Raw genomic sequence first — 16,114 nt, 5'->3', positions numbered from 1 at the left:
ATGACACAAGTGCGGATACGCGAGGTGGTCGGCACCTTGCAGGCGGTGGACAGCGAATCGCTGCTGTCGCCGCAGATCATGGAACGCATCGTGGCGGCGGTGCTGCAGGCGACCCAGGGCGCGCAGCGCGACGAGGCGGCGCGCCAGCGCGACACCCGCATCGGCGCGGCCTGCTGCCAGGGCGGCGGCGAGCACGGAGGCAAGCCGTGAGCGAGCCCGCGAAAGCCATCTTCCGGGTCTACTGGCACGGCCGCGGCCAGCCGGAGGACATCCCGGTGCAGTACAACCCGAGCGAGTACACCCTGGACAAACAGGCGCAGATCGCCGAGGTGCAGATTCCCGGGCTCGATGCGCCGCTGCAGCAGTTCGTGCGCGGCCAGGCCGAGAAGCTGACGCTCGAGCTGTTCTTCGACACCACCGAGCACGGCATGGGCGCGGGCGCCACCAGCGTGACCACCGAGACCGACAAGATCTACCAGTTGATCAAGATCGAACCGACCCGCCATGCGCCGCCCATCCTCGAATTCATCTGGAGCGACCAGATGGCCGGCGCCCATATCGGCGGCGCCCCGGGCAGCGTGGCGGCCGCGGCGGCGAAGGCGGTCAGCGGCGCGGCGCAGGCTGCCGGGTCGGCCGTGGGCGCGGCCCTGGGCGCGGCCGGCAGCATCGGCGCGGCGGCCCAGGCGCTGCTCGGGCCGGCGCTGGGCAGCCAGCGACGCAACGGCTTCCGCTGCCTGCTCGAAAGCGTCAAGCAAAAATTCACCCTGTTCTCGCCCGAAGGCGTCCCGCTGCGCGCCACCTTGACGGTCAGCCTGCGCGAATACAAGCGGCTGCGCGACCAGTTGCTCGAGCTGCATCTGAGCTCGCCCGACCGCACCCATGTGCATGCACTGCAGCAGGGCGAGCAACTGGCCAGCGTGGCGCAGCGCTATTACGACAGCCCGGTGGACTGGCGCGCCATCGCCGAACACAACGCGATCGACGACCCGCGCCGCATCGTGCCGGGCCGCTTGCTCACCGTAGCGCCGCTCGACTGAGGCCGACCATGACCGCCATCACGCTACAGGAAGCCGCCGCCACCTACGAAGACTTCTACGTCCCCCGCTTCGAGATCAAGGCCGGCGGCAAGGCGATCGCGCCGGCGGTGCTGCGCGACGTGGTGCAGGTGACGTACAACGATTCGACCACCGAGATCGACAGCGTCGACATCACCGTCAACAACTGGGACGATAGCACGCGCAGCTTCAAATACGTCGGCTCGGAGCGCTCCGCCAGGCTGAGCGGCGCCACCCCGGAAGAACAGTTGCAGCGCCTGTTCGAGCCCTGCGCCGGCGAATTCGAGCTGAAGCTGGGCTATGGCTCGAACCTCAGCAGCGTGGTGAAGGGCGCCACCACCAGCCTGGAACCCACCTTCCCGGCCGGGGCCGCGCCGACCTTGACGGTGCGCGCGCTCAATGTGCTGTTCAAGCTGCGCACCAAGCAATACCGCGACCATTGGAGCAACAAGAAGATCAGCGAGGTGGCCGAGGATATCGGCCGCCGCAACGATAGCGACGGCAAGAAGCGCTTCCCGCTGCCGATCCGCATCGACCGCACGGCCAAGGGCAAGGAACCCAAGCTCGATTACATCGCGCAGGACAACCAGTACGACATCGACTTCCTGCTGCTGGAGGCGCGCAAGATCGGCTATGTGGTGTATGTCGACCTCGAACCCCAGGGACGCGGCAAGGCGCCGCGCGAGGTGCTGCACTTCGGACCCTCGAACGCGCTGCACGAGGGCGTGCCGGCGGTCAGCTACGAGCTTAAATGGGGTATTTCGCTGATCGATTTCAGCCCCAAGCTGTCCACCGCCAACCAGGTCAAGTCGGTCGAGGTGAAGGGCTGGAACCGCCAGACCAACAAGGCGATCAAGAAGAAGGTCGACCTCAGGCACCCGGACATCAAGATCAACCGCGACCTGCTGCACCTGCTCGACCAGGACGGCTGCAAGCCGCGCGAGGAAGTCATCGTCGACGAGCCGCAGTACACGCCGGAACAGGCCGAGCGGCGCGCGCTGGCGGTGTTGTCCGAAAAGCTCAAGCAGATGGTCGAGGCCACCGGCACCACGGTCGGCCTGCCCGACCTGCGGGCCGGCCGGCGCGTGCGCATCAAGGGGCTGGGCGCGCGCTTCTCGGGCATCTACTTCGTGATCAAGACCACCCACACGATCAACGACAGCGGCTACCTGACCAAATTTACCGCCCGCCGCGAGCAGGGCGAAGAGGGGGAACTATGAAACAGCATGGTGCCGTGACGGCCTTTGTCGACGAGGTCGATGCCAGCCAGGGCCGGGTCAAGGTCGAATACAAGGCGATCGAGGACAAGCTGCTGTCGCCCTGGGCGTATATCGCGGCGCCGATGTCGGGCAAGGGCCGGGGCGCCCTGTTCATGCCGGAGAAAGGCGACGAGGTGCTGATCTGCTTCGCCGACGGCCAGTTCGGCCATCCCTATGTGGTCGGCTTCCTGTGGAACGGCGAACAGGTCTCGCCCGAGAAGGAAGCGCACAACCGGGTCATCGTCACCCCCGGCGGCCACCAGCTGCGCTTCGAGGACAAGGAAAACGACACCCGGATCATCCTCACCTCGCATGGCAAGCATGCCTTGACGATGGAAGACAAGGCCGCCGGCCCCCAGGTCCGGCTGCAGAGCAAGGATGGGCGCGAGCTGCTGCTCGACGACCTGGCGGCGAACGGCAAGGTGCTGCTCAAGTCCGGCGAGAACCGGATCCTGATGGACGACCTTCCCGCCGGCACCAAAATCGAGCTGAAAGCCGGCAATGGCGTTGGTGTCACGATCACGATGAACGCCACGCCGCAACCGTCGCTGTCGATCGCTGTCGGCGCCGGCAACACGATCGACGTCAGCAGCAGCGGGGTCAGCCTGACCGCGGCCGGCGCGCTCAGCATCAACGCCGGCGGTACCTCCAGCATCACGGTCGGCGGCGCCTCCAGCGTCACGGTCGCTGGCGCGGCCAATGTCACCGTGGGCGGCGCGGCCAGCATCACGGCCGGGGGCGCCGCCAGCATCACGGCCGGCGGGGCGGTGGCGATCACCGCCGCCGGCGCCGCCAGCATCACCGCCAGCGCCCTCAGCGTCACCGCCGGCATCGCCACCTTCTCCGGCGTGCTGCAAGCGGCGACGGTGATCACCAACGCGGTCGTCAGCCCGGTCTACACGCCGGGTGTCGGCAATCTGATTTAAAGGCCGCCATGACAGCGCAACTCACCCTCCCCGCCGTGCAAGTGCTGACCGACCCGCCGGCCGGCCCGCCGTCGCTGGAGCGGCCGCTGACCTTGCAACTCGGCCCGCTCAGCTTCCCCGACGGCCAGCCGCTCCGGCAGGACGATACGCGCAAAATTGGCGCCTTTGTCTACCGGGCCCAGGGCAGCGCCGAGCAGATCTGGAACGAGGGCGAGCGCAACTGGACCAAGGTCCCGCCCGACCTCGCCACCCTGGCCACCCTCACGCCGCTGCCGCTGCAGTTCAAGGCGGGCGACCCGGCGCCCTGGCAGGGCCTGCTGGTCGCCGCAGGACAAAAGGACCAGGGCGGCGCCGCGCGCTTCGCCACGGCGCAGAACGGCGCACCGGCCTATCGCCTGCGCGCCTTCGTCAACGCCAGGCGCGACGGCATCGACTATACCGGCCTGGGCCCGCCATCGGCCGACCTGCACTTCGTCAGCTTGGCCGAGTCGCAGCGCTTCGCCGTCAGGCTCGATACCGGCGACGCCCAGAACTGCCAGCAGGTCAGGCTGATGCTGAAGAACGGCGCCCTGAGCGAGGCCGGCTATGTCGAGATCCGCACCACCGGCGGGCAGGAAGTGGAGATCGCCAATTGCACCCCGGGCGGCGCGGTAAAGGCAAGGATCGTGCTGCTGGACAACGGCGACATCCGCCTGGAGCCGGCCAGCGGCCGCAACATCGTACTCGGCGGCACCCTGGAAGCCGAGCGCATCACCTACCAGCCGCACAACGGCGCCGGCCGCCTGACCCTGTAGCCGCCAACGCAAGCCAACCTGGAGAACAAACCATGCATGCCCCATCCCAGAACCGCGAATTCCTCGGCGTAGGCTGGCGTTTCCCCTTGCAGGTGACGCCCAACGGCCGCATCGCCCAGGCGCGCCACGAGCAGCGCATCGAAGAAGCGATCGTGATCATCCTCTCCACCGCGCCGGGCGAGCGGCCGATGCTGCCGGAGTTCGGCTGCGGCATCCACAACACCCTGTTCGCGCCGAACGACTCACGCACCATCGCGCTGGTGGTGCACCAGGTGCGCCAGGCGCTGACCCGCTACGAGGCGCGCATCGACGTGCTCGACGTGCATGCCGAAAACAACCTCGATGCGCCCAACCTGCTGCTGATCCGCATCAACTACCGGGTGCGCGAGACCAACGCCATCGGCAACCTGGTCTACCCCTTCTATATCCGCGAGGGCCGCTGACATGCCGCTCAAAGACGCCCTGCCCGTCATCGACGACCGCCGCTACAGCGACATCGTGGCCGAGATCCGCACCCGCATCGCGCGCTACACGCCGGAGTGGAAGCCGGAGTGGAACGATCTCAACGACAGCGACCCCGGCGTGATCCTGGCGCAGACCTTCGCCTGGCTGTCCGAGATGATGTTGTTCCGCATGGCGCGGGTGCCCCAGCTCAACTACGTGAAATTCCTCGAGCTGATCGGGGTCGAGCTGATGCCGGCGCAGCCGGCGCGGGCCGACGTCAGCTTCGTGCTCGATGCGGCTTGGCCGGGCGCGATGGTCATCGTGCCGCCCCGCACCCAGGTCAGCGCCGCCTCCGACGACGGCCCGCCGCTGGTGTTCGAGACCGAGCGCGCACTCACCGCGGTGGCTTGCCAGCTGCGCTGCGTGCAGAGCTACGATGCGGCGGTTTACCGCGACGTGAGCGGCGCCAATGCCGCCGCGCCCGGCGGCCCCGGCTTCTTCCCCTTCGGCGAGGCGCCGCGCGACGACGGCGCGCTGGTGCTGGGCTTCGCCTTCCCCGCCACGTATCCGACCCCGGCGCAAATGCCCGCCCTGAACCTCGACCTGGCCTTCTGGGCCCAGGACGAGCCGAAGCAGGGCCGCATCGTGCAATGCGCGCCCGCCACCCGCGCCTACGCCAGCGCCAGGCTGCAATGGGAAGGCTGGGACGGCAGCGACTGGCAGCGCATCGATGCGCTCAACGACGAGACCCTGGCCTTCACCCGCAGCGGCCACATCGTGCTGCGGGTCGGCGCCGGCCTGGGCCTGCAACGCGCCTACCTCGGCGAATACGATGCCATCGACCCGCTCACCAGGCAGCCGCGCGACGGCCTGTTCTGGCTGCGCGCGCGGCTGGTGCGCACCCAGTATGAGCGCGCGCCCTTGCTGGCCGCGGTGCGCACCAACACCGTGCCGGCGCTCCAGGCGCAGAGCGTGCAGCGCGAGATCCTCGGCGGCACCTCGGGTGCGCGCAACCAGGTGTTCCAGGTGGAGAATACGCCGATCCTGCAAGGTAGCCTGGTGATCGCGATCGACGAGGGCACCGCCGCCAGCGCGCGCAACTGGAGCATCGTCGAAGACTTGTTCGGCGCCGGGCCCGCCGACGAGCAACTGGCGGTCAACTGGACCAGCGGCGAGGTGCGCGCCGGCGATGGCGAGCATGGCCAGGTCCCGGTGGCCAACGCCAACAACCCGGACACCAATGTGATCGCGCTCGAATACCGCTACGGCGGCGGCAAGCGCGGCAATGTGGGCCCGGGCGCGATCCGCAACCTCCTGAGCGCGGTCGACGGCATCGATGGCGGCAAGACCAGCAATCTGTTCGAGGCCAGCGGCGGGCGCGACGAAGAGCGCCTGGAAGAAGCCCAGGTGCGCGCGCGCAAGATGCTGCGCGCCCGCGAGCGCGCCGTCAGCGCCGACGATTTCGAGCTGCTGGCTCAGCAGGCCGGCAACGTCAAGCGCGCCAAGGCGCTGCCGCTGGCCAATCCGCACTTTCCCGGCGTGAGCGTACCGGGCGCCGTCACCGTCATCGTCGTGCCCGATTCCGACAGCCCCAATCCGCTGCCCAGCGATGGCTTGCTGCGCACCGTGTGCGCCTACCTGGACGCGCGGCGCCTGCTGACCACCGAGCTGTTCGTGGTGGCGCCGCGCTACGTGCTGGTCGAGATCGACGCCCAGGTGGTGGTCAAGGATAACGCCGACCCGGCACAGGTGAAACAGGATGTCGAACGGGCGCTGGCGGCCTATCTGCACCCGCTCAAGGGCGGCGACGACGGCCTCGGCTGGCCCTTCGGCGGCCCCTTGCGCTATTCAAAGATCGTGCAGCGCGTCTTCGGCGTCTTCGGCGTCGACAGCGTGCCCAGACTGGTGCTGGCGGTCGACGGCGAGCGCCAGCCGGAATGCCGCGACGTGCCGATCGACGCGCTGGCCGCCCATGCGCTGGTGTACTCGACCGGCCACCAGGTCGAGGTGCTCACCGCGCGCGAATTCGAGGAAATGCCATGAGCCTGTCCGCCTCGCGCCCGGCGCCGCCGCCCGCCCCGCCGCACGACCCCTACTCGCTGCTGCTGTCGGGCCGCATCGGAGCGCGCCCGGACATCGGCTGGCGCGTGCGCCGCCTGGAGCGGGTCGAGATCGACCTGCCGACCCGCGCCCTGGTGCTGGGCCCGGCGCCCGCCGCCGCGCGCTGGCTAAGCGAGCCGAATGGCAGCTTCGGCGGCCTGCGCAGCCCGTCCAACGTGGCGCGCACGGCGGGCGGCGAGGTGCTGCTGCTCGACCCGGCCAGCGGCGCGCTGCTGCGCTTCGACCCGTGCGCCTGCCGCTTCCAGCGCCTGCCCTGCTTCACCAGTGTGGTGGACGCCGGGGCGGCGCCCTGCCTCGAGCGCAGCGGCCTGGCCGGCGCCGCCCAGCCGCCCCTGAACCGGCTGCGCGATCCGCAGGCGATTGCGCTCTGCCGCGGCGATCTGTATATCGCCGACCGCGGCCACGGCCGCGTGCTGCGCTACGCGCTCGACGGGCTGGTGCCGCGCGCCGCCCTGCGCCTGCCCGCGGCCGCGCTGGCGGCGCTGGCCGTTTCCGGCTGGCGTCCCACCGGCCTGGCCATCGACGGCCACGGCACCTTGTGGGTGTCCGACCCCGACAACGGCCGCATCGATTCCTTCAATCCGCGCGGCAAGTGGCTGGGCTGGGTCGCGGCCGGCCGCGGCGTCACCCACCTCGCGTTCGATTGCCGCGACCGGCTGCATGCGGTGATCGAGGCCGACGTCCAGGTCCAGGCCACGGTCGGCGCCCAGCCGCTGGCGCTGCAACTGGACGGCCAGAGCGCCGGCTTCCACTGGCAGAGCCTGCAACTGCCGGCCCTGCCGGCCGGGGCCCGTTTCACGATGGCCATCGACATTGGCGATGCCGCCTGGAGCCCGGCCGAGCTGGACGATCCGGCGAACCCGCGCTGGTCGGCCTGGCTGGCGGCCGCCGACCTGGCGCGCCTGGCCGACCCGCTGCCCCTGGCCGGGGTCGGCGGGCGTTATCTGCGGCTGCGGCTGGCGCCCGAGCCAGGCCATGTGCCGACCGCCCCATTCGACGTGCTGGCCCGCGGCGCGCGCGTGCTGCGCATCGAGGGCCAGGCCATCGACCTGTTGCCGCGTGCGCGCGCCGACCTGGTCGAGGGCTTCCCGCCCAACCCGCTGCAGGTGGACCTGCGCGGCCATCTGCACCTGCATTGCGTGGACGGCCCGTCCGTGTTCGATCTGCACGGCCAGCCGGTGCCGCCCGAACAGCGGCTGGGCGGCGAGCGCTACGAGCGCAGCGGCCAGTATTTCTCGGCCGCGCTCGATGCCGCGATCGACGGCTGCCAATGGCACCGGATCGAGCTGCGCGGCGCGATCCCATCGGGCTGCAGCATCGAGGTGCGCACGGCCAGCGCCGCCATCGAACTGACGCCGGACGAGGTCGATTCGCTGCCCGACCACGCCTGGTGCACCCGGCTGGTGGCCGGCAGCATGGCGCCGCGCGACAGCGCCACCCCCGCCGACTGCGGCTGGGACTGCCTGATCATGAGCCCGCCCGGCCGCTTCCTGTGGCTGCAGCTGAGCTTGCGCGGCGATGGCCGCGCCACGCCCTGCGTGTCGGCCGCGCTGGTCGAATATCCGCGCATCAGCCTGCGCCGCTACCTGCCGGGTGTGTTCGGCTTCGACCCGGTTGGCGCCGATTTCACCGACCGCTTGTGCGCCATCTTCGACACCACATTGCGCTCGATCGAAGGCCGGCTCGACCGCCAGGCAATGCTGCTCGACCCGCTCAGCGCGCCGGCCGGGGCGATGCCGGGCCAGACCGATTTCCTCGACTGGCTGGCCGGCTGGATCGGCGTCACCCTGTCGCGCGACTGGCCGCTGGCGCGCCGCCGCCACTACCTGAAGCAGGCGGCCCGCCTGTATTGCCAGCGCGGCACCGCGGATGGCCTGCGGCGCCAGCTGCTGCTCCTGCTTGGCTTCGACCGCGCCTACGCCGGACACTGCCTGGCCGAGCGGCCACAGCTGCGTTGCCTGGCCGCGCCGCGCAACTGCGCACCATGTCCGCCCTGCCTGCCGGCCTGCCCGCCGCCGTTGATCCTCGAGCATGTCAAGCTGCGCCGCTGGCTGTATGCCGGCCAGGGCCGCCTGGGCAGCGATTCGGTGTTGTGGGGGAAGAATATCGTCGGCCGTTCCGAGCTGTCCGGCGCCGGCCAGCCGCCCAGCGGCAACGCCCAGATCGCGGTCACCACGCTCAACCGCGTGCCCGACCCGCTGCGCGACCCGTTTCACGTGCAGGCGCATCGATTCAGCGTGTTCGTCCCCGCCCGCATCCGCGCCATGCCGACCGAACGGCGCGCGCTGGAACAGCTGCTGGCGCAGGAAACGCCGGCCCATACCCAGGCCGACATCCGGTATGTCGAGCCGCGCTTTCGGGTCGGCGTGCAAGCGATGATCGGGCTCGACAGCGTGATCGCCAGGACGCCCTGCGGCGTGCGGCTGAACCAGGCGGTGTTGAGGCAAGCAACGGTACTGAGTGGCCGCCACGCGCCAGAGACCAGTTTTCTGTGAAAGGATCTACCATGGGTTGCCAGCAGGATCATCCGGACCATCAAACCTGCACCGAGTGCGAGTTCGATCCCTTCGTCCGCAACCACTTCTTCACCGGCAAGATGATGGGCGCCGGCGAATTCATCACGGAATCGCGCTATCAGGCCGAGAAGATGCGCCACCACAACCTGCGCCTGCATGGCTGGGGCGTGGTCTGCGGACTGCGCGTGCGCCAGCACCCCTCGCCGGATTGCCGCAGCCGCTATGTGCTGGTCGACCCGGGCAGCGCGCTCGATTGCTGTGGCCGCGAAATCCTGCTCACCCGCCAGGAAATCCTCGACCTCGGCCAGCACCCGGAGGTCAGGCAAAAGACCGCCGACGGCCTGCTGCATGCCCTGCAGGTCGCGCTCTGCTACCGCGAATGCCCGACCGAGGAAGTGCCGGTGCTGTATGACGAGTGCGGCTGCGACGACACCCAGTGCGCGCCCAACCGTATCCTCGAATCGTTCAGCTACGACGTGCTGGTCGACCCGCCGCTCTCCTTCGACGGCGCGGCCGGCGCGGCGCTCGGCGCCTTCGTCCTGAGCGACCTGCACGGAGTCACGGGCCTGATGCGCGCTAGCGCCGCCGGCAAGGTGGCGCTGATCGATCCCGGCAATGCCCGCCACGCCTGGGTGCTCGACCCGGCCCACCGCAGCCTGCTCAGCCTGGACCTGCCGGCGCCGGCCCGCGCGCTGGCGATGGCGCCGGACGGCGTGCGCTTGTTTGTCGTCACCGATCCGGTCGCGCCCGGCACCTTGTGCGAAATCCATGTCTACCTGAGCGCCGACGGCGCCGAGGTGGCGCCGCTGGTGGCCGGCACGGTGCGCACCGTGCCAGGCACCAGCGCCAACAGCACCTTCGCCGCCGCCAGCGGCAGCGCCGCCGCGCGCCGCCTGCTGGTGCTCGACCGCAGCGCTGGCCAGCTTTACCTGTGGGCCGAGGACGCTAGCGCCGGCATCCAGGATGCCGCGAGCGGCACGCCCATCGCCGTCCCCGCCGGCAGCGCGTCGTTTTGCGCGAGCGAGGACGGCGCCTTCGGCTTCACCATCGGCGCGGGCGGCGTGGTGCAGGTCATCGATTGCGCCGCCGGCAGCGTCGCCGCGCTGGCCGGCCTGCCCGCCGGCGCCAGGCCGAACGCGCTGGCGCCCTTCGTGCGCGGCGCCGATGCCATGCTGGCGGTGGCGAGCGGCGACGAACGCCGGGTCTACCTGGTCAACCGCAGCGCGGCCACCCTGGCGGCAACGCTCGACCTGGCGCACCCCCCGCTGTTCCTGCATGCCAGCAGCGGCAGCGCGCCCTGGCTCACCGTCTACGAGGAGGAAGCGGGACACGGCCATGTGCAAGCGGCCGCGCTGGCGACCCTGCCGCCGCTGCTCAGCGCGGCGCGGCGCGCCGGCAGCGGTGCGCGCCGCATCGTGCTGGTCGAGGCCGACGGCCAGGCCAGCCTGCTCGACCCCACCCAACTCGCGCAGGGCGACTGCGCCAGCCTCCTGTGCCGTCAAATGGACGGCTGCGGCGGCTGCGACACGCCGGACTGCGTGGTGCTGGCCACCCTGGCCAACTATCTGGCGCCGCTGCAGATGCTGGACTTGCCGGCGCAAGACGACGACCGCGCCAGGCAGATCGTCCGCATCGACAACCGCCGCGGCCGCCGCGTGCTGGCGAGCAGCGCCACCTTGCAAGCCTGGCTGGAATGCCTGCAGCTCAAGAACACCGCGGGGCGCGACGGTAGCGACGGCCGCCCCGGGCGCGATGGCGTGGACGGCCTGGGACTGGACGCCAACCTGCCCAAGATCATCGACATCGGGTGGGCGCACGGCGGCATGGTCGGTCTGCAAGCCCTCGATACCCTGTACAGCGGCATCACGGACCTGGACGACGCGCGCAAGCGGATTGCCCAGGGCGTCGAGGCGGGCGCCGGCGTGCCGCTGTTCACCCTGTATTTCAACCGGGGGGTGACGACCAATCCGCGCTGGTGGCGCCAGCTATTCAAGCTGCGGATCGAAGCGCCGCTGGCCTTGCCGATCGGCACGCCGCCGCTCAACAGCACGCAGCGCCCCTGGCTCTCGCCCGGCTTCTACATGCCGCTCGATTTCAAGCTCTACGGCGACATCGTCGAGGTGCCCGGCCCGCTCATCACGCCGCACACCAACGAGACGGCCAACTGTGCGGTCAGCTTCATCCTGCGCAGGGAGTTCTTCCGCATTGGCAACACGCGCGGCTACGGCTATACCTACCTGGCACTGGCCGGCTTGATGGCGCGCCTTGCCAACCAGAGCAACCCCTTGCCGGTCGAACAGCAGGTCGAGGAGCCGCAGATCTGTATCGAGTTCAAGAGCGCGTTCGCCGGTGTCACCGATGCCGCCGGCCGCATCCTGCAAACCGGCGTGATCGACGGCGACAACATCGGCGGCCGGGTTGGCCTGAACGAAGTGCGCGGCGGGCCCATCCTTGGCGGCCGCAACCCGTCCGGCAACCTGACCCAGGGCGGCACCTTCGAGAGCTGGATCACGGTCAGCGCGCTGGACCGCCTGGGCGAGACCGACCTCGCCCACGGCTTGCGGGCGCTGGGCGGGGCGTCGATGGCCCAGGGTTTCATGGCCGCGGGCAACGCCATGCCGCCCAGCGCCAACCTGGTCAGCGCCGAACAGCTCGGCGCCGTGCCCGGCATCCAGGCTGCGCTGGCCAAGCGCTTCATGGCCGAACGCGCGCGCGCGCCGTTCGCCGGCGTCGAGGACTTGCAGAAGCGGCTCAAGCTCGACGAGCGCGACCTGACCTTGCTGACCGACCGCCTGCTCATCATCTGACCGCACCGAGGGAGAACCCACATGTCGCATGACATCAGTTACGACGCCTACACCCGGCTCGAAGCGGACAATCCGTGGACCCAGGCCAAGGCCAAGCCGCGCCAGCGCACCGATCCCTGCGCCGACGACTGCACCCCGCGCTGCCCGGCGTGCGGCGGCCTCACATGCCTGTGCCGGCCGCGCTTCTTTCCCGGCCAGCTATTGACCGACGTCGACCTGAACCGGCTCGAACAATACGTGGTCGACAAGAACCGCTTGCACAACCGCTACCTGCACGGCTGGGGCGTGGCCTGCGGGCTGGAGGTGGTCTGCGACCCGTGCAACGCCGGCCATGTGCTGGTGCGCAGCGGCTATGCCCTCGCGCCCTGCGGCGACGACATCGTCGTCTGCGCCGAGCAGTCGGTCGACATCTGCAAGCTTGTCAGCCAGTGCGCCCCGGCACGCAGCCCGGTCTGCGACACACCGTACGACCTGGCGCCCGAGGACTGCTCGGGTCGGGCGCGGCGCTGGGTGCTGGCGATCTGCTATGACGAGCGGCCGGTGCGCGGCATCACCGCCCAGCTAGGCATGGGCGACACGGCTTGCGGCCCGCGCTGCGGCTGCGGCGGGTCGGGCGCCTGCGGCTGCGGCGCGAACGGCGGCGGATCCTGCGCTTGCGGCGGCTCGGCCAAGGCCGGCACCTGCAGCTGCGGCGCCCCCGCCAGGGCCGGTGCCGGCCGCAACAAGGCCGCCAACCCGCAGTGCGAACCGACCCAGATCTGCGAGGGCTACCGCTTCGTCGCCTACCCGGCGCCGAAAGCGCTGACCATCCCCGAGCTCGGCCAGCAGCGGGACCCGGCCGGAAACAGCAGCAGCGCCAACCTGCTGTGGGCCTGGATGTACGCCAACCGGGCGCGCTTCGGCCCGCTGCTGGAGCGCGTGTTGTGCTGCATCACGCGCGCGATGCAACTGAGGAGCGAGATCCGCGAAGGCAAGCCGCTCGACAATGTCGCCGCGCTCGGCGTCTACACCGACTACGCCGGCGCCTTGCAGGAATTCGCGGCCGATTTCGCGCTGCACCGCTGCGCCTTCGTCGGCCGGATCGCCACCCAGCACGAGGATGCGAAAGCCTGGGTGCGCGGACTCGGCGAAATGCGCCAGCTCACGCAGGCGCAGCAAGCCGAGCTCGGCCAGCGCGTCCATGCGCTCGAACTGAGCTGGCTCGAGATCGTCTCCGAGTGCTTCTGCTCGGCGCTGCTGCCGGCCTGCCCCCAGAGCGCGCCCGACAACTGCGTGCCGCTGGCGGTGATCACGGTCGGCGGCAGCAGTTGCCGCGTCGGCGAGATCTGCAACTGGGAGGCGCGCAAGCTGCTGATCACCTGGCGCACGGTGATGTACTGGTTTTCCTGGCTGCCGTGGGGCTTGTTGCGCCAGTGGATCGCCAAGCTCTGCTGCGGCGACGAGCGCGACCGGGGCAGCTACAACATGCTGATGCTGATGTTCGGCACGGCCTTCCTCGGCTTGAAAGGCAGCGCGCAGACGGCGGCGCCGGGCTTCGATTTCGCGATGCGGGCCGCTGGCGCCGCGCCGGGCATGGCGGCAACGCCGGCCGCGGCCGAGCCGCAGGGCGATCCGCTGCTGGCCGCGCTGGCCGCGCCGGACATGCTGGCCTTCATGCTGCGCGATTTCGACACCTTGCGCGCGCAGGGGGCGACCTCCAGCACCCACCCGGCCTGGGCGGCACTGCTGGCGCGCCTGGCCGATGCCTCGGCGCTGGCGCCGCTGGCGGGCGGCAGCGGCCTGTCCGGCGTCACCGCGCTGGGCCAGAAGGTGGACGCGCTGAACCGCACCGCCGCGGCCCAGCAGGAGCAGATCGCCGCGCAGCAGAAGCAGATCGAGGAGCTGCTCCGCCATGCGCAAGGCGACAAAGCGCCGGCGGCGCCGGCCAAGAAGCGCAAATAGGAGAGCCTCATGGACATGCAAGACCAACGGCCGCGTTTTTTCGAGGGCCAGTTCCTGTCGGCCGACGACCTCACGGCGATCATCGACTACCTGCGCACGGGCGACGCGCGCCATGCCCTGGGCCCGCACACCTGGGGCATCGCGCTCGGGCTCGGGCTCACCGAGCGCGACGCGCCGGGGGCGCCGGACCGGGTCGAGGTGGTGCTGCAGCCCGGCTTCGGCTGGGACGGTTTCGGCCGGCCGCTGGCGGTGATTCGGCCCACCCGGCTGGCCGAATCGCTGTTCGCCGAGATAGCGTTCCACACGACCCTGGACGCCCCCGGCGGCGGCGGCCGCCTGGTGCCGGTCTGGCTCGCCTACGATGAAGTGGCCGGCAAGAATGCGCCGCCCGGCTTCGAAACCTGCGCCGGCGACGACCAGAACGCCCGCATCGGCGCCGCTTTCCGCTTCGTCATCGGCAAGCAGGCTCCGGGCGAGCAGCGCGCACCGGTCACCATCGGCACCCAAAGCATGCCGGCGCAGGACGCGCTGACCGGCTTCGACCCGGCCGCCGGCACCTTATGGGACGGCGCGGTGCCGCACCAGAGCTTTCCCGGAGCCGGCAAGCCGCCGCGCTGGCTGCTGCCGGTCGGCTATGTGCGCTGGATCGCCCGCCAGGACGCGCTCGGCTATTTCGCCAGGCGCGCACTGAAGGAGGACCAGCATGCCGATGGCCGCATCCGCGCCTTGCGCCGGCATATCGGCGCGGTGGCCGAGCGCATCGAGGCCGCCGATGGCGCCATTGTCCTGCACGACCGTTTCGAAGACCCCGCCGCGCTGCACCGCTACGCGCGGCTGCTCGGCAATCCGGAGAAGGCGCTCACCTACCGCTCGGACCTGGTCTGGGTCGAAGGCAATCTGCGGGTGGGCGGCGACGCCAAGATCAATGGCGGCAAGCTGCACCTGCGCGACGCCGACGGCGAAGCGCGCGGCACGCCGCTGTATCTGGCCCGCGCCGGCGACGACAGCCCCAGCGACGACGGCAAGCGCCAGTTGCGTGTCGCCATCGGCGCCAGCACGCAGAAGAACAACAAGCTGTATGTCGGCCCGGAGCAGACCGTCGCCGGGGTCAGCGGCATCGCGCCGCGGCTTGTGGTGCAGAGCGGCGTGGACGGCAACGACGACGAGGGGCGCGCAGGCGTCAACACCGACACCCCGCACGCCGCCCTCGAAGTGAAGGGCGACTGGGACGGCAAGGACGATGGCGCGCTGCGCCTGGCGGGCACCCAGCCCACCATCCGCTTCGAGGGTGGCGCCGACGTCGGCGCCCACAAATGGATCATGCAACTGGGCAGCCAGCCAGCGGGCGCGCTCAAGCTCGCCCACCGCTTCGGCAACCAGCCGTGGGAAGGCGTGCTGTATGCGACAGCGGAGCGGCGGGTCGGGATCGGCGCCACCGCCCCGCTCAGTCCCCTTGCCGTGCGTGCCCAGCAAGGCGCCCCCGGTGTGGAGGATCTGATCAGCCTGGAGGACACCGGCGGCGCCACCAAATGGCATCTGAACCTGCGCGCGGGCGGCGGCGGCAAACACCTCAACTTCGGCGAGACCGGCGCCCAGGAAGGTCGGCTGTTCCTGCAGGCGGGAGGCAACATCGGCGTCGGCACCGTCGATCCGCAAACCCGGGTGCACATCCATGGCGCCAGGCTCAGGCTGCAAAATGTGACCGGGATCCCCGGCGCGCGCGTGCTGGACATGCGCACCGACGGCAGCGCGGTGGACCTGCAGACCGAAACGTCCGACCTGCACCTGCGCAGCACCCACCCCGGCGGCCCGCCCGACCGCCATATCGTGATGAATGCGCTGGCGGGCGACGGCAATGTCGGCGTGGGCAGGGTGCCGGCCAGCCAGAAGCTCGAAGTACAGGGCAATATCCTGTTCGGCGCGATGCCGAACCTGTTCGCGGTCGGCGCCAACCTGCCGCTGCGCGCGGTGATCGGCCAGGTCGGCGCGAATGGGGCCGGCATCGGCAGCGGCTTTGTCGCCAGCCGTACCGCGACCGGCGACTACATCGTCATCTTCGCTCCGCCCTTCAACGGTCCGCCGATCGTGGTCGCCACGCCGATCGACTCGATCAACGACGATAACGTGCTGACCCTGCGCGCCGTCAATGCAGTCAGCTTCCAGGTCCACACGCGCGACATCACCGGGAACGACGATCCCGACGTGCAGGATACCGCCTTCAGCTTCATCGCCTTCGGTGCGACCTGAGGCG

General features: G+C 70.3%; 11 protein-coding genes. All 11 read left to right on the top strand.

Annotated features, from left to right (window positions below; genetic code table 11):
- The 11 genes from IV454_RS24100 to IV454_RS24050 are packed head-to-tail and all read left to right on the top strand — an operon-like array spanning window position 1 to window position 16,110.
- A complete protein-coding gene (locus IV454_RS24100) occupies window positions 1–210 on the top strand; it encodes a hypothetical protein (RefSeq protein WP_206088189.1) in 210 nt (69 codons plus the stop codon).
- Window positions 207–1,037, top strand: a complete 831-nt coding sequence (locus IV454_RS24095) for a CIS tube protein (protein ID WP_206088188.1) — start codon at window positions 207–209, stop codon at window positions 1,035–1,037. The genes IV454_RS24100 and IV454_RS24095 overlap by 4 nt, the downstream gene beginning before the upstream one ends.
- Window positions 1,038–1,045: 8 nt before the next feature.
- Window positions 1,046–2,275 (top strand): phage late control D family protein, encoded by a 1,230-nt coding sequence (locus IV454_RS24090; RefSeq protein ID WP_206088187.1) that lies wholly within the window; start codon window positions 1,046–1,048, stop codon window positions 2,273–2,275.
- Window positions 2,272–3,240, top strand: a complete 969-nt coding sequence (locus IV454_RS33395) for a phage baseplate assembly protein V (protein ID WP_206088186.1) — start codon at window positions 2,272–2,274, stop codon at window positions 3,238–3,240. The genes IV454_RS24090 and IV454_RS33395 overlap by 4 nt, the downstream gene beginning before the upstream one ends.
- Window positions 3,241–3,248: 8 nt before the next feature.
- Window positions 3,249–4,034 carry a hypothetical protein gene (locus IV454_RS24080; protein ID WP_206088185.1) on the top strand — a complete coding sequence of 262 codons (786 nt, stop codon included), beginning with the start codon at window positions 3,249–3,251 and terminating at the stop codon, window positions 4,032–4,034.
- 32 nt (window positions 4,035–4,066) lie between these two features.
- The gene (locus IV454_RS24075; protein WP_206088184.1) at window positions 4,067–4,477 is read left to right on the top strand and encodes a GPW/gp25 family protein; all 411 of its coding nucleotides are present in this window, start codon (window positions 4,067–4,069) and stop codon (window positions 4,475–4,477) included.
- Between the two features lies 1 nt (window position 4,478).
- Window positions 4,479–6,521 carry a putative baseplate assembly protein gene (locus IV454_RS24070; protein ID WP_206088183.1) on the top strand — a complete coding sequence of 681 codons (2,043 nt, stop codon included), beginning with the start codon at window positions 4,479–4,481 and terminating at the stop codon, window positions 6,519–6,521.
- Complete coding sequence (locus IV454_RS24065; RefSeq protein ID WP_206088182.1) at window positions 6,518–9,094, top strand: phage tail protein; 2,577 nt, start codon at window positions 6,518–6,520, stop codon at window positions 9,092–9,094. The genes IV454_RS24070 and IV454_RS24065 overlap by 4 nt, the downstream gene beginning before the upstream one ends.
- A gap of 11 nt (window positions 9,095–9,105) precedes the next feature.
- Window positions 9,106–11,922 (top strand): ComEA family DNA-binding protein, encoded by a 2,817-nt coding sequence (locus IV454_RS24060; RefSeq protein WP_206088181.1) that lies wholly within the window; start codon window positions 9,106–9,108, stop codon window positions 11,920–11,922.
- 21 nt (window positions 11,923–11,943) lie between these two features.
- Window positions 11,944–13,863 (top strand): hypothetical protein, encoded by a 1,920-nt coding sequence (locus tag IV454_RS24055; protein WP_206088180.1) that lies wholly within the window; start codon window positions 11,944–11,946, stop codon window positions 13,861–13,863.
- A gap of 9 nt (window positions 13,864–13,872) precedes the next feature.
- The gene (locus IV454_RS24050; RefSeq protein WP_206088179.1) at window positions 13,873–16,110 is read left to right on the top strand and encodes a hypothetical protein; all 2,238 of its coding nucleotides are present in this window, start codon (window positions 13,873–13,875) and stop codon (window positions 16,108–16,110) included.
- Window positions 16,111–16,114 lie beyond the last annotated feature (4 nt).

Source organism: Massilia antarctica (assembly GCF_015689335.1).
GTDB classification, from domain to species: Bacteria; Pseudomonadota; Gammaproteobacteria; order Burkholderiales; family Burkholderiaceae_D; genus Telluria_A; species Telluria_A antarctica.
Note: the sequence above shows the minus strand (reverse complement) of the source record. Positions and strands in the feature narration are given on the sequence as shown.